12 protein-coding genes and 1 other RNA gene are annotated in these 14576 nt (G+C 62.7%); 8 read left to right on the top strand and 5 right to left on the bottom strand.

Going from position 1 to position 14576, the window contains the following annotated elements:
• The first annotated feature begins 48 nt into the window (after nucleotides 1-48).
• Nucleotides 49-978 (top strand): phosphate/phosphite/phosphonate ABC transporter substrate-binding protein, encoded by a 930-nt coding sequence (locus LN450_RS16965; protein WP_011347731.1) that lies wholly within the window; start codon nucleotides 49-51, stop codon nucleotides 976-978.
• Nucleotides 975-3092, top strand: coding sequence for a putative bifunctional diguanylate cyclase/phosphodiesterase (locus LN450_RS16960; RefSeq protein ID WP_011347730.1), 2118 nt, complete (start codon nucleotides 975-977; stop codon nucleotides 3090-3092). Before LN450_RS16965 ends, LN450_RS16960 begins: the two co-directional genes overlap by 4 nt.
• 99 nt (nucleotides 3093-3191) lie before the next feature.
• Here LN450_RS16960 and epmB read toward each other — a convergent pair whose 3' ends face one another.
• Nucleotides 3192-4220 (bottom strand): EF-P beta-lysylation protein EpmB, encoded by a 1029-nt coding sequence (gene epmB / locus LN450_RS16955; RefSeq protein WP_011347729.1) that lies wholly within the window; start codon nucleotides 4218-4220, stop codon nucleotides 3192-3194.
• A 102-nt stretch (nucleotides 4221-4322) separates the two neighbouring features.
• Between epmB and efp the strand changes: the two genes are divergently transcribed.
• From efp to LN450_RS16925, 6 genes are all read left to right on the top strand, one after another.
• Complete coding sequence (gene efp / locus LN450_RS16950; RefSeq protein ID WP_007962665.1) at nucleotides 4323-4889, top strand: elongation factor P; 567 nt, start codon at nucleotides 4323-4325, stop codon at nucleotides 4887-4889.
• Between the two features lie 5 nt (nucleotides 4890-4894).
• Nucleotides 4895-5875 carry a PA3715 family protein gene (locus tag LN450_RS16945; protein WP_011347728.1) on the top strand — a complete coding sequence of 327 codons (981 nt, stop codon included), beginning with the start codon at nucleotides 4895-4897 and terminating at the stop codon, nucleotides 5873-5875.
• Nucleotides 5876-5892: 17 nt separating this feature from the next.
• Nucleotides 5893-7230: a TRZ/ATZ family hydrolase gene (locus LN450_RS16940; protein WP_039417137.1), complete on the top strand. Its 1338-nt coding sequence runs from the start codon at nucleotides 5893-5895 to the stop codon at nucleotides 7228-7230.
• A gap of 30 nt (nucleotides 7231-7260) precedes the next feature.
• On the top strand, nucleotides 7261-7980 hold the full coding sequence (gene ubiG, locus LN450_RS16935) for a bifunctional 2-polyprenyl-6-hydroxyphenol methylase/3-demethylubiquinol 3-O-methyltransferase UbiG (protein WP_011347726.1): 720 nt from the start codon (nucleotides 7261-7263) through the stop codon (nucleotides 7978-7980).
• Nucleotides 7981-8065: 85 nt separating this feature from the next.
• Nucleotides 8066-8758: a phosphoglycolate phosphatase gene (locus LN450_RS16930; RefSeq protein WP_011347725.1), complete on the top strand. Its 693-nt coding sequence runs from the start codon at nucleotides 8066-8068 to the stop codon at nucleotides 8756-8758.
• Nucleotides 8759-8786: 28 nt separating this feature from the next.
• Nucleotides 8787-9476, top strand: coding sequence for an isoprenoid biosynthesis enzyme family protein (locus LN450_RS16925; protein ID WP_039417133.1), 690 nt, complete (start codon nucleotides 8787-8789; stop codon nucleotides 9474-9476).
• Nucleotides 9477-9480: 4 nt separating this feature from the next.
• Here the strand turns inward: LN450_RS16925 and LN450_RS16920 are convergent.
• The 4 genes from LN450_RS16920 to LN450_RS16900 form a co-directional block, all read right to left on the bottom strand.
• Nucleotides 9481-9553: non-coding RNA, sX9 sRNA (locus LN450_RS16920), on the bottom strand.
• Nucleotides 9554-9692: 139 nt separating this feature from the next.
• Nucleotides 9693-11363: a diffusible signal factor-reguated family 28 glycoside hydrolase gene (locus tag LN450_RS16915; RefSeq protein WP_011347723.1), complete on the bottom strand. Its 1671-nt coding sequence runs from the start codon at nucleotides 11361-11363 to the stop codon at nucleotides 9693-9695.
• Nucleotides 11364-11983: 620 nt separating this feature from the next.
• A complete protein-coding gene (locus tag LN450_RS16905) occupies nucleotides 11984-13000 on the bottom strand; it encodes a pectate lyase family protein (RefSeq protein WP_046935918.1) in 1017 nt (338 codons plus the stop codon).
• A 285-nt stretch (nucleotides 13001-13285) separates the two neighbouring features.
• Nucleotides 13286-14311, bottom strand: a complete 1026-nt coding sequence (locus LN450_RS16900; protein ID WP_011347720.1) for a hypothetical protein — start codon at nucleotides 14309-14311, stop codon at nucleotides 13286-13288.
• Between the last annotated feature and the right edge of the window lie 265 nt (nucleotides 14312-14576).

The raw sequence follows: 14576 nt of genomic DNA, 5'->3' as shown, positions 1-14576 counted from the left end.
CTGTCACATCTTCAAAGATTCGGCTAGGCTGTCCGCGGCTCTAGGGGAGTGTCCGTTTTGCGCGGTCTACGATGGTGTCTGATTGCCTGCTGGCTGATTGCCGGGGCAGGCTTGGCCGTGACGGCTGCGGCAGCGCCTTCCTCGGTCCTGGTGCTTGGACGGATCAGCGATGATCCCGCCAGCCATTACGAGCAGCTCAAGCCCTTGCTGGATTACGTGGTGCCGCGCATGCGCGAGGTCGGGATCCGCCGCGGCGAAATCCTGATGGCGCCCGATGCGCGCCAGATGTCCAGCTATCTGCGGCGCGGCCGGGTCGATTGGGTCAGCGAAACGACCGGTGCGGCGATGCTGCTGGAACAGCGCGGCAGCGCGCATCCCTTGCTCATGACCGAGCGTGGCGGACTGCGCGACTTCCACACGGTGTTCTTCGTGCGCCGCGACAGCCCGATCCAGTCGCTGTCGCAGTTGCGCGGCCATACCCTGGCATTGCAGAACGCCTCGTCCACCAGCGGCTACCTGCTACCGGTGCTCGAACTGCTGCGCAACGGCATCGCATGCGATGTGCTGCTGTCGGCCGACGACACCCCGGCACGCGGATCGGCCGGCTATCTGATGGTGGGGTCGAAATTGAACGTTGCCGCGTTCGTGCACAAACATCTGATCGACGTGGGCGCGCTCAGCAACGTCGATTGGGACGACGAACGCCACATGCCACCGGTGTTCAAGCGCGACTTCCGCATCGTGCACCGCACTGCGCCGGTGCCGCGCGCGGTGGAAATGGTGCGCGCAGGAATGGACCCGGCCGTGGAGCAGCGTCTGCGGGTGGTGTTGCTGCAGGCCGCCTCCGACCCCAAGGCGGGCCCGGCGCTGAAGCGCTTTTTCGACACTACCGGGTTCCATCCGCTGGATCCCGCTAGCCGCCGACGTCTGCAAGAGTTGAGCGCGGGCGTGCAACGCGTCATGGATCACGTGGAATGACTCAGGTGCGCTTCGGCTTGCAGGCACGCTTTCTCCTGGTGATGGCGCTGACGCTGCTGCTGGTCGGTGCGATCCTGGCTTCGCTGCTGCAGCGACAAAGCGCGATGCAACGCGAGGTGCGCGGTTTGAGTGCGCAGATCCTGCACGAGCTGTTCGATCGCAGCCTGCGCACGCGCGGCGAAACGCTGGCGACCGAGCTGGCTTCCGGCTTGGCCAACCCCTTGTATTACTCGGACCTGGGCGCGGTGGGGGCGCTGGTGCGCAATGCCTCGCGCCAGCAGGTGGTGAGCTATGTGCTGGTGTTCGACCGCCATGGCCGGCTGGTGCATGACGGCACGCCGACCTTGCAGCGTTACGGGCAGGCCATGACCGATCCGCTCGCCGCCAAGGCGCTGGCGGCGCAGGCGATGGTGTTGCAGTCCTCGCCGGAGGTGCTGGATGTGACGGTGCCGATCAAGATCGGCGACCAGCGCATCGGTGGCGTGCGCGTGGGCATGTCGCGCGAGCGGGTGCGCAAGATCGAATCCGGCGCCAATCTCACCCTGGTGCAGAACCTCAACGCCATCGGCAAGCGTGATCTGGGGTGGTTGCTGGTCCTGCTGGCTGCGCTGGTCGGGCTGGGCGTGTTGCTGGCCATCTACGTGCAGCGCACGCTGGTGGCGCCGATTCGGTTGCTGGCGGCAGCGGCAAGGCAGATCGAACGGGGCGACTACGCGGTGCAGCTGCCGCCGCACCCCCGCAACGACGAGATCGGCGAGTTGATTTCGGCGTTCGGGCGCATGAGCGAAAGCATCGCCCGGCACGACCGCGAAGTGCGGCACATGGCCTACACCGACGCGTTGACCGGGCTGACCAACCGGCTGGGCTTTCGCGAGGGTCTGGATCATCTGCTCCACACCGCGCGCAGCACCGACAGCAAGCTGGCCTTGCTGTTTGCCGATATCGACGACTTCAAACGCGTCAACGACACGCTTGGCCATGAGGCCGGCGACGAGGCCTTGCTGCAGTTCGCCAGCCGCATCAGCCGCGCAGTTGCCGCGCTGGGCGGCGACGATGCAATTCTGGCGCGCTTTGGCGGCGATGAGTTCGTGATCCTGCTGCAGAGCGGCGATGTGAGCCTGCTGGCGGCGCAACTGGCCGACCGGCTGGTGCACGAACTGAGCCGGCCGTTGAACGTGCAGGGCCGCGAGGTGTTCCTGGGGACCTCGATCGGCATCACGCTGTTCCCCGATGATGCGCGCGATGCCACCGCGCTGCTGAAGAACGGCGACATCGCCATGTACCAGGCCAAGGTCGCCGGCAAGAACTGCCATCGCTTCTACAGCCGCGCCGCCGATCACGCGGTGGAGCGCCGCGTGCACATGGAGCACGAGTTGCGCGGGGCCTGGGAACGCGACGAGCTGCGCCTGGTCTACCAGCCGATCTACCGCACCAGCGACCGTGTGCTGGTGGGCGTGGAGGTGCTGCTGCGCTGGCAGCATCCGGCGCTGGGAACGATCGCGCCGTCCACCTTTATCGATATTGCCGAGCAGAGCGGCCTGATCGAAGTGATCGGCCCCAAGGTGCTGCGCGCGGCCTGCCTGGAGGCGGCGCAGTGGCCAGTGGTGGGCGAGGGTTTGTTCGTGTCGGTCAATGTTTCGCCGCGGCAACTGCGCAGCGGTGCGCTGATCGAAACCGTGGCCGGGTGCCTGGCCGAGTCGGGGCTGCCGGCCGCGCGCCTGCATCTGGAGCTGACCGAGACCGCGGTGATTGGCGACGAGATGATGGCGGCCAGCCTGCTCGACCAACTGCACCGCACCGGCGTGAAGGTATGGCTGGACGATTTCGGCACCGGCTTCTCCGGCTTGAGCCATCTGCGTCAGGTGCCGGTGGACGGGGTCAAGATCGACAAGAGTTTCGTTGCCGACCTGCAGCGCGACCCGGACGATCTGGCGCTGACCACCGCGATCATCAACATGGCGCACTCGCTGGGAATCACCGTGGTTGCCGAAGGCATCGAGCAGGAAGCGCAATTCAATCTGTTGCGCGAGCGCGGTTGCGACCTGGGGCAGGGCTATTGGTTCAGCAGGCCGTTGAGCCCGGCCGATATGGTCAAGCTGATCGCGGCGGGGTGAGTGCCCTCGGAGCGCGCCTGAGCGCGACCGGGCGTTACCGGTAAAGCGCCATCGCGCCCGGGTGCGCTCCTACGACCGGTTGCGCTGAGGTCAGGGCGGTTATAGCGGCCGCTTGCCTGTATCGCCGGGGATTTCACGCACCAGCCGCGGGACCAGGTAGCCGGACAGGCGGGCAGCCAGCTCGGCATGCAGCGCGCGCGCGCGCGCATCGTCCACTTCGAAATGCGCCACCCCGGCGACCCGATCGAGCTGATGCAGGTAGTAGGGCAGCACGCCGGCGGCAAAGCTGCGCTCGCTCAGCGCCGCCAGCGCATCCACGCTGTCGTTGACGCCACGCAACAGCACGGCCTGGTTGAGCAAGTGTGCGCCGGTGTCGCGCAGCCCCTGCACGGCGGCGTCTACCGCGGGGTCGAATTCGTTGGCATGGTTGGCATGCAGTACGAACGCCACCGGCCACGGCAGGCTGCGCAGCCAGGCCTGCAGTGGCGCATCCACGCGCTCCGGCAGCACGATCGGCAGGCGGCTGTGGATGCGCAGGCGCTTGAGATGCGGGATGGCCGCCAGGGCGTCGGTGAGTTCGACCAGCTTGGGTGTGGCCAACGAGAGCGGGTCGCCGCCGGAAAGCAGCACTTCCTCGATGCCGGGGTCGGCGGCGATCGCGGTCACCGCCTCACGCCAGCCATCGCGCGCAGCGGTCTCTTCGGCATACGGAAAGTGGCGGCGGAAGCAGTAGCGGCAGTGCACCGCGCAGCTGCCGGTGGCGATCAGCAGGGCGCGGCCGCGGTATTTCTGGATCACCCCGGCAGCGGTCCGGGCGGCGGCATCGCCCACCGCATCCAGGCCGAAGCCCGGCACCGGCTGCATTTCCGCATCCAGCGGCAGCACCTGGCGCAGCAGCGGGTCGTGCAGGTCGCCATGGCGCATGCGCGCCACGAAGGCGCGCGGCACCCGCAGTGGAAACTGGGCGGCGGCGGCAGCGCTGATTGCCGCCGCTTGCGCATCCAGGCCCAGCAGCTGCAGCAGCACGCGCGGGTCGCGCACGGCGTCGCGCCACTGCTGTTGCCAGCGCGCTGGCTGCAGGGCGGGGGGCGGGGATGGCTGTAAGGCGAGGGGGGCTGCGGTTATCATGTGCGGTCACAAAACCAAATGCCCGCCGGTTGCGGCGGGCGCCCCATTCTAATCCGACCTGCTACCGCGTGGCGGGTCGTGGTCTTATCGAGGAGCTGCACCATGGCCACTGTTGGCATGAACGACGTCAAGAACGGCATGAAGATCCTGGTCAACAACGAGCCGGCGGTCATCACCGAGACCGAATACGTCAAGCCGGGCAAGGGCCAGGCCTTCACCCGCATGAAGTACCGCTTCATCAAGTCCGGTCGCGTGGTCGAAATGACCATGAAGGCGACCGACGATGTGGAAGTGGCCGACGTGGTCGATACCGACATGCGCTACCTCTACAGCGATGGCGAGTACTGGCACTTCATGGACCCGGAAACCTTCGAGCAGGTGCAGACCGACAAGGCCGGCATGGGCGGCGCCGACAAGTGGCTCAAGGGCGAGGAAGACTGCATCGTGACCTTGTGGAACGGCACCCCGATCTGGGTGCAGCCGCCGAACTTCGTCGAGCTGAAGATCACCGAGACCGATCCGGGCGTGCGCGGCGACACCTCCGGCGGCGGCGGCAAGCCGGCCACGCTGGAAACCGGCGCGGTGGTGCGCGTGCCGCTGTTCGTCAACCAGGACGAGATCATCAAGGTCGATACCCGTTCGGGCGAATACTCGGCGCGCGTCAAGTAATCCAGATGCGCCTGGGACGCCGGTCCGGTCGAGCAGTACGCAGCGCCAGTGTCCTGACGACGCCAGGAGCAGCCGAAGAAACGACTGCGCCGTTGCCAGGCTTGGGCGGCCGGTGTCTGGAATCTGCATGGGCCACGCGTGCACTGCCGGTCCCGTGCACCATTGGCTCGCACCTGACGGCCGCGTGCGTCGCGTTGCTGGCCGGGCTGAGCGGCCTGCTGGCGGCGTGTCCGGTGCTTGCGCAAACCGCCGCCGCCACTGCCTGCGACGCGCAAAGCGTGGCGGCGGTGGCAGCTGGTGCGGTGTCCGGCGCCGCAGGGGCGGTGCCGGTCGACCATGCCGTGGCACAGACCTGCAAGCCGTGGCCGTACGACCCATCGATACGACTGGCGGCCATTGCGTTCGCCAGCGATGCCACCACCGAGGCAGGCGAACGCAACCTTGAGTTGCGCGTTGCCATGCTCGATGCCCGCACTGCCCAGGTCGTCGCCTTGTACATGCAGGACATGGGCGAAGATGCCGGCTTCGAACTTGCTGCCGACAGTCTGCGCCTGGATACCGCACGCTATGACCTGGCGCAGGGCGTGCGTGCGGTTGGCGTGGTGGTGCACAGCGTTGCGCGCGGGCCCAGTTGTCCGGATTTCGACAGCAACGATGCATTGACCTTGCTGGTGCGCGAACAGCGCCGGTTGCGCCCGGTGCTGCAGCGGGATCTCACTGTCTGGCGGCGGGTAAAAGGCGAACCGTGCAACTGGGGCGCGACGGGTGTGGTGACCGAACGCGGCACGCTCACCCTGTCGATGGACGCGCCAGTCCACGCGGGCTATGCCGACATCGCAGTCACTGCCAACCTGGTGACTTCCACCACCGTCGAGGATGCAGACGACATCGAGCGCACGCACCGCCAGCGCCAGGTGCTGCGCTACGACGGCACGCGATATGCGCCTGTGTCACGCTCCGACGACTCCTGGCCGTTCGGCAACTAACTTCAATGGATCCACTCATGACCAACGCTCCGCCCGAACCCTGCGACCTGCTGATCGAGGCCGGCTACGTCGTGCCGATCGAACCGCATGCGGTGGTGCTGGAAGACCACGCGGTCGCGGTCAGTCACGGCGTCATCGTAGCCGTGCTGCCGGCTGCCGAAGCACGCACGCGTTTTGCGCCCAAGCAGACCGTGTCGCGGCCCGATGCGGCGTTGATCCCGGGACTGGTCAATGCGCATACGCATAATCCGATGACGCTGCTGCGCGGCGTCGCCGACGACCTGCCGCTGATGGTGTGGTTGCAGCAGCACATCTGGCCGGTGGAAGCGGCGGTGATCGGGCCGGAATTCGTGGCTGATGGCACCACGCTGGCAATCGCCGAAATGCTGCGCGGTGGTACGACCTGCGTTAACGAAAACTACTTCTTCGCCGATGTGCAGGCGGCCGTCTACAAGCAGCACGGCTTCCGTGCGCTGGTGGGCGCGGTGATCATCGATTTCCCGACCGCATGGGCATCGTCGGACGACGAATACTTCGCGCGTGCCGGCGAGCTGCACGACCAATGGCGCGACGATCCGTTGATCAGCACCGCGTTCGCGCCGCATGCGCCGTATACCGTGAACGATGCCAACTTCGAACGCGTACGCATGCTGGCCGACCAGCTCGACATCCCGGTGCACCTGCATACGCACGAAACCGCGCAGGAAGTGGCCGATTCGATCAAGCAGTACGGCCAGCGCCCGCTGGCGCGGCTGGATCGCCTGGGCCTGGTCAACGACCGCCTGATCGCGGTGCACATGACCCAGCTCACCGATGCGGAAATCCATCTGTGCGCCGAGCGCGGCGTCAGCGTGGTGCATTGCCCCGAATCCAATCTCAAGCTCGCCTCGGGCTTTTGCCCGGCATGCGCGCTGCAGCGTGCGGGCGTGAATCTGGCCATCGGCACCGACGGCTGCGCCAGCAACAACGACCTGGACATGTTCAGCGAAAACCGTACCGCCGCCATTCTGGCCAAGGCCGTGGCCAACGATGCGACCGCGCTGGACGCCGCGACCACCTTGCGTGCGGCCACGTTAGGCGGCGCGCGTGCCTTGGGCTTGGGCGACAGGATCGGCTCGATCGAGGTCGGCAAGCAGGCCGACCTGGTCTGCGTGGACCTGTCTGCACTGGAAACCCAGCCGCTGCATCATGTGCTGTCGCAGCTGATCTACGCGGCTGGCCGCCATCAGGTCACCGATGTGTGGATCGCCGGAAAGCCCAAACTGGTGCAGCGCGAGCTCATCGACATGGATACCGCCGCCCTGGTCGCCAATGCGCGGCAGTGGCGCGAACGCATCCGCACCGTCCGCGCCTGAGCGCGCGTCACCGCATCACGGAGCCCCCGCATGAATTCGAATACGCACGCCAAATCCAGCAATTTCCATCAGAGCGAGCTGGATAAATTCGCCGCGCTGGCCAACCGCTGGTGGGATGCCGACGGCCCGCAGAAGCCGCTGCATGCGCTCAATCCTGTGCGTCTGGAGTATGTGTCCACGCGGCTGGAACTTGCCGGTGCGCGCGTGCTCGATGTCGGCTGCGGTGGCGGTTTGCTCAGCGAATCGATGGCACGTCTGGGCGCGCAGGTGACTGCGATCGACCTGGCGCCGGAACTGGTGAAGGTGGCGCGTCTGCACAGCCTGGAATCGGGCGTGCAGGTCGACTATCGCGTGCAATCGGTGGAAGACCTGGCCGCCGAACAGCCGGGCAGCTTCGATACGGTGACCTGCATGGAAATGCTCGAACACGTGCCGGATCCGACCGCGATCATCCGTGCCTGCGCCAGCCTGCTCAAGCCGGGCGGCAAGCTGTTCCTGTCCACGCTCAATCGCACCCCTGCCGCGTTCGCGCTGGCGGTGGTGGGCGCCGAATACATCGCGCGCCTGCTGCCCAAGGGCACGCACCACTACAAGGATTTCATCAAGCCGGCCGAGCTTGCGGCGTGGCTGCGCAACGCCGGGCTGCAGCTCGAAGACGTCAGCGGCATGCTGTACGAGCCGTGGCGCAATCGCGCCCGCCTGTCCTCGCGTACCGAGGTGAATTACCTGGCGTATGCGGTGAAGCCGTGATGGGCGGGGATTCGGGAATCGGGAATCGGGAATCGCAAAGGCGGTTGGCTGAGGGTTTGAGATTTTCTCGTTTCGGGTGGAGTGCATGCAGTTGCAGGCCCGTGGCGCTGTGGTGAGTTTCCCGCGCACGGTGTTGTTCGATCTGGATGGCACCTTGCTGGACAGCGCGCCGGACATGCTCGCGACAGTCAACGGGATGCTGGATGCGCGTGGGCGTGCGCCAGTTGCATTGGCTTCGCTTCGCCCGGTGGTTTCCAAAGGTGCGCGTGCGATGCTCGGCGTGGCCTTTGCCGAGCTCGATGCCGCGGCGTGCGCGGCGCTGGTGCCGGAATTCCTGCAGCGCTACGAAGGCCTGATCGGCACGCAATCGCAGCTGTTCGATGGCATCGAACAGATGCTGGCGCGGCTGGAGGATGCCGGCTGCGTGTGGGGTATCGTCACCAACAAGCCCGAATATCTGGCACGCCTGATCCTGCCGCAGTTGGGCTGGGAGCAGCGCTGCGCGGTGCTGATCGGTGGCGACACGCTGGCCGAGCGCAAGCCGCATCCGTTGCCGCTGGTGATAGCCGCAGAACGCATCGGCGTTGCACCTGCGCAATGCGTGTATGTGGGCGACGATGAGCGCGACATCGTGGCTGCGCGCGCGGCGGCGATGGCGTCGGTCGCGGCGTTGTGGGGCTATCGTCTGGACGACGACGACCCGACGCACTGGCAGGCCGATGTGCTGGTCGAGCAGCCGCAGGCACTTTGGAATGCGGCAACGTGGCCGCAGATCTGATCTTTCTTCGTATTTTTCCGGAACCGCCATGAGCCAATCCAGCGCGCTCGACAGTTTTCTCGACAAGTGGGCAACCCGCTGGCCGGAATGGTCGGTTGCCGAACCGTTCGTGCCCGAGCCGCAACGCCGTCTGGCAGTTGCCTGGTTCGCGTTGCTGCAGGAATGGGAAGACATCATGAATATCGCCGGCGACCCGTTGCCGGCCGATGCCAAGCTGGCGTGGTGGCAGCAGGAGCTGCGTGACTGGTCCAGCCAGCGTTCGCGGCATCCGCTGGGGCGCGTGCTTGAACCGGTGCGTGCGCCGTGGTCACAGCTGGCCGACACCTTGCCGGCCATGCAGGCCGCGCGCGTCCAGCCACAATCGCTGCAGCACGCGCTAGGGGCACTGCGCACGTTCGCCGAGGCGGTGATTGCGGTGGAAGCGGTGCTGTTCGCACGGGCACGGCCTGGCGATGCCACTGCGGTGGCGGTGCAATGGCTGGATGCACGCCAACGCGTGGCCGGCGACGGCGCAGCGCCCGGTGGCGTTGCCACGTCCGCCTGGCGCACGCAGCTGTTGCAGGCCTGGCCGCGCAAGGTCGCGTTGGCGCGGCCGCACCGGGTGTGGTCGCGTCTGGCGCGGCTGCGTCTGCAGCGCGCGCTGAGCGGCAGAACAGCCTATCCGCCGCCGGTGCAGCAGTTGTGGCATAGCTGGCGAGCGGCCAGCGGTACGGACTAACCGCGGCTAACGAAACATGTTGGTCGTCAGGCGGGTTTGGACTGCGCGGTCGGAACCGCAGTGTACGAATGGCGTATGCCGATTCCGAGCGCCGATCGCGCCCGCCTGGCGGCTGCGCAGTGGTGTTTTTAGGCGCCTTAGGCGCAGCACGTACGCTGACCGCGCTCGGCATCCGCGCTTGCCGTGTGGCAAGCGCGGTGTCCCAATCAGCTGTGCTCAGATCGGCGAATCCGGCAGCACCGAGTGGTAGGCGATGAAGGCGTCGTTGCATTGCAACGGCACGCCAGGGCCAGGCTTCCCTTGCAGCTGCACATCGTTGGACGCTGATTCGGTCAGCTGATCGAAAAAGCTCACTGGACCGCCTTTAAACGTGAAATGCATCGCGCCCGGGTTGCTGGCAGGCCCGCCGAAATGCGGCTTTGCGAACGAGACCTTTCCACCTTCCAGCACCACATTGTCCAGCGAAATGCTGATCGGCAAGGTGGTCTTCGCATCGCGGTAGCCGTAGAAGCTCAGCTCGCCGCCGCCGAATGCCTTGGAACCCAGCGAGTGCACATTGGTCAGCGTGATGCCGCTGAAACTCGGCAGTTTGCTGCGCACTTCTGCACTGGCGTAGTTCGCATCGAACACCAGCGGCCTTGCCACACCACGCATGCAGATGTTTTCAAAACTGATGTCGTAGACCTGGCCGCCGCGCGTGCCATCGGATTTGATCCGCAGCCCGTTGGAAGAATACGGGTCGGTGTGTACATCGTTGCTATTGAAGCCATCGATGCTCAGCCCGCGCACGGCGATATGGCGCATGCCCGAGTCGGTTTCGCTGCCCAATGAAAAACCATGTGTGTAATAGAACTGGTTGTAGGCGAACAGCATGTTTTCCGATGCGATGCTGCGCTTGCTACTGGCATGTGCCTTGATCGCAACACCGTCATCGCCGGTAGCGATGTACGAATACGTCAGCAGTACATTCTTCGACTGGCCCGGATCAAAACCATCGGTATTCTTGGCGGTTTGCGGGGTGAAGCAGGTGGCGTGCGGATTAACATCAGGCGTGCTGCCGGCCGGGCAGTGGTAGCCGGGCCGCGAGTAGACCAGGCTGGGCGCAAGAATTTTGATGCCCCACGCCGTCAGGCCAACCACGTTATCGCTGGTCACATGGAAATTCGCCGAGTTTTCCAGAGTGATGTCGTACAACGTGAAGTCAGTGCTGTCGTCGATCTGCAGCAGCCGCGGGACGTGTTGGCTCAGGCCTTTAGTGACGTTGAGATAGGCCAGATCCCACCAACTGGCGGTGCCGGCGTTTGGCCCGGCAGTCAGCGTGCTGCCGCCGCGTCCATCGATCTTGCCCGCACCAACGATCGCGCTTTTTGCGGTATCGGCGACGTGGATGAGCGGCTTGCATGACTTCGTCTTGTCGCTGGTCGCAGTGCCGCAGGTGCCCAGGCCGTTGTCGTAATCCAGCGGATTGCGCGAGCCGAACAAGGTGACGCCGCGGTCGATCCATAGCGTGACACCGCTTTTAATAGTCAGCGGCCCGGTCAGCAACCCGGATTCGCCGGCATCGCCGGGGACAAGGTGCACTGCGCTGCCGGCAGGGCAATCGTCAATGGCCGCCTGCAAGCGCGCGGTGTCGCGTTTGGACTGTGCCGGATTCTGGTCAAGCGTATCGAGCGAGCCGCCCACCGGAATCAGCGCGGCCTTGAGCGTGGCGCATACCTGGGTCGGTAATGTGGGCTGCTGGACCACCCCCCAGCTGGTGGAAATGCTGTGTGCGGTATCGGGTGCATTCTGCCCGTGCGGTCGCGCCGCGCTGGCGTGAAACGTGGCCAAGCCGAGCAGGGCAAGGGTCAGTGGCGCGACGGTGGGAACAAGGCGATGGTACGGCATAGTGCTTTCTCCGGTTAATGCGGCAGGCGCGCCAGATCAACGAGCGCAGCGAGATGCACCTGTATGCGGCGCTGCGAACATCGGTGCCCTGCACATGCGTGGTCTCTGCGTTGCTGTTTCGACCAGCGATAACGAGATGCAAGCTTGGCGAGCCCTGCCGAAGTTCGATGGCGCCAGCACGAATTCAGCACCGCAGCGCCGAACGTATTACACGTGTTTTGCAGGGCTCCCGCGTGCTGCAGATGCACGCCGCGGCGAACTGTGCAGTCGATCGATCGCGTGCATAGACAAAGAGAGCTGGACGAGCTGTTGTTGAAATATTCGTGATGTAGGCCGACCTACATGTTTTTCGGTCACGCCGGATCACAGCTAGCGAACCTGTGGATGGTGCGCCGGCAATTGCTGCCGGCCCGGTGGCAATGCTGCCTGGCCGCAGCCAAAACAGCCAGAACGTTGCAGAAATCGCACCCTGGTCAGATTTTTGCCAGTCACTGACATACAAGAAGCAAGATTGAGGGGGCGGTGAGTTGTTAAGACTACCCTGGCCTTGAATATGGGGTTTCTCAAACATTCTTTAGGCGCCTCTTTCTGGTGCGCGGTGGATGCTGGAGAAATCGTGTTTAGTGCGGCCCCGCAGTGGACCGAACGATGCCGGGGACTCTTGCCGCATCATCAGGCACGTAGCTGTATTTAACTTGTGCATTATTGAAGGTTAAGCCGCTCGCCGAATTGCCCGTTACTGCGTCATAGAAATTTTCTTTTTCGTAAAAATTGTACATGTCACCGTCTGATTCCAGTCGAATCTGGTTGCTATTGTTGGTTTTGTAGAAGTAGTTTGATTCGGAAAAAACAATACTGCCGCTACCTACCTGCAACGCGTTGTACTGCTGCTTTTCATAGCGGCGACCATCGGCAGCGGTGCGCTCACCATTGGGCGATGTGCTATTGTCACAGTAATTATTATAGGCATGAACCCAGCCGCGTAGCAAGGGGCGCCCGGCAAGATTGGGGCCAAACCAGTTGTGGTGCAGCGTTACGTGCAGCTTATTGCCGCCATATACATATGAATCGTTCTTGTTGTGACCAACAAGGATTGCTAAGCGCTCATTTGCGAGGTCATGGTAATTTTTGTCGACCCAGTTCCATACCGGATCCGGATTCATGTTGACCCAGCTGTTGCTGAAGTAAAAGTGATTGTACGACAGTGTGACGTAATCAGATGACATGCCGACTGATAAAAGGTCATCGCTCATGTCGTAGAAATCGCAGTGGTCGATCCAAGCATTGGATATACGCCGCAATGATACGCCTACGTAGTTGATACCAGTGTTGTTAGAAGTTCCTTTGACTTGGTTGGGCAGGGCTTGCAAGTCGCCGATATTGCCAGCGAATGAGATGTTTCTGATAACCACATTCTGAATGTTTATCCCGGCGGGCAGGTTCTCACCGCTAAATTTCAATTGGATATTCTGCAAGGCTGCTCCACCGCCTGCAGCACCCTCGATTGTTATGTTGTTCCAAATAGTGCTGGAGAAATTCAGGGTAGTTAATTTTGGTCCGCCATAGATCTTTCCACGGATGATGATATGGTGATTTTTGACGTTGAGTGCCGCTTGCAGCTCTGCAAGTGTTGTCACTGTAATGGCAGTTCGCCAGATACAGATGCAGAGGAAAAGCCCCCGGTATCAGCCTTGGCGATACTAGCCTGTGTGATAAAAATAGCAAAAAACAGCGAGATAGCAGGTAAATGTAAATGCAAATGCGGACCTTTATTGCAAAGAGAAAAATTTATGTAGAATCTCTAGATAAGTTTGGCTAGAGGCAACACGCTGTTCGATTAACTCGAGCAGCGTGCTGTGTGTGTCAGTGAATAGCAAACGGTTATCTATCAGGTAAGAAATTATATATCGCAGCGATCTGAATTAGTTGGAGGCTGCCGCGGTCTGATACAGGTTACGGATTGCTGACGTCCACTGAGGACCGAACGAAGCATGGGTGAACTGCTTATAGGCAAATGAGGTCATGCCGACTTCGACGTCCTGCACGGGATCCTCGTCGGTCGAAACCCACGGTGAGCCGCTGACACCGGAGCGTGCGTCCCACTCCAGGCCTTCAATGGCATAGTCCTTGTTCATCCATGGGTTCGGCTCTGCTGTGCTGGTCACGCTGACAGGCGTGTTCCCATTGGCGCCAGGGTCGGTGTTGTAGCCAGTTACCCGATATTCGTTGTCGTCCTCCTGACCGTCAAAGCGAACGCCAGACGCTCCTACAGTATTCGACAAAGTGGCGCCAGAGAGCTTCATTGTCATGGGAGCTTGCACCTGGAAGAAGGCTGTATCGTAGTTCACGGCTCGCTCTGAGACCCAGCGGTTATCGGCCGTGATGGTCGTCGCAGGCCAAACACCATGGGGGGCGGTACCGTTGTAGGCTGGCACGAACACCAAGTCCGACACGAACTTGCCTGCTAGGGCAGAGACGCATCGCCCCGAGGTGGCTACGACGTTCCCGGAATCGGAGACGACCGCGTTGCCAGTGCAGCGCTGGTTTATGCCGTTCGCCCGAAAGAAGACCACGCCGAGGTGGGCTGCGGGGGAGAATCCTGGAACCGGCACGGATGGATCCGTCTTCGGCGTTGGCACCGATCTTGTCACCAACTTCAACTTTTCGCTACGGTTTTCCCCACGGGCGAATGCCGAATTCTGCAACTCTGGCGGGTCGCCGTCGACCGGGTTGGCATCCACGAATGATGCGGAAACAGCAGCTTGCATCCGTCCGAGGGTCCAGTAGGAAGCACTCTCATCTCGCTGAGCAGTCGGAACAACGTGCTGCACGATGGTGCCGGCGGAGAGGTTGACCGAATTTGTGCTTGCAGACACGTCGGTAATCGCCAGGAAGGCTAGGGCCGCGCAGGAAGCACGCAGGAATGTAATTTTCGGCATATATGTCATTATTATCTTGACCTGTATGTTTCGCTTGGAGTTAGGCGATCCAAGTGGATTAACTTAAATCATATAAAATAGACAATTTAAGATTAAATCGCAACGTGTGCCCATGTTTATGGATGATTTTCGTCGCTCCTGCCATTGGCGCTACTGTTTTTTCTTTCGCGTGCAGATGCGATGCATTAGAATGCGTTCCCATCATAACCGTGATCCGCTTATTTGATTTTTTTTTTTGCGAATGCAAGGGTGCGTGTGCGAAGTTTGCCACCAT

This window comes from Xanthomonas euvesicatoria pv. euvesicatoria, assembly GCF_020880415.1.
In the GTDB taxonomy this organism is placed as follows: Bacteria; Pseudomonadota; Gammaproteobacteria; order Xanthomonadales; family Xanthomonadaceae; genus Xanthomonas; species Xanthomonas euvesicatoria.
This window is presented reverse-complemented; position numbering and strand designations above follow the sequence as displayed.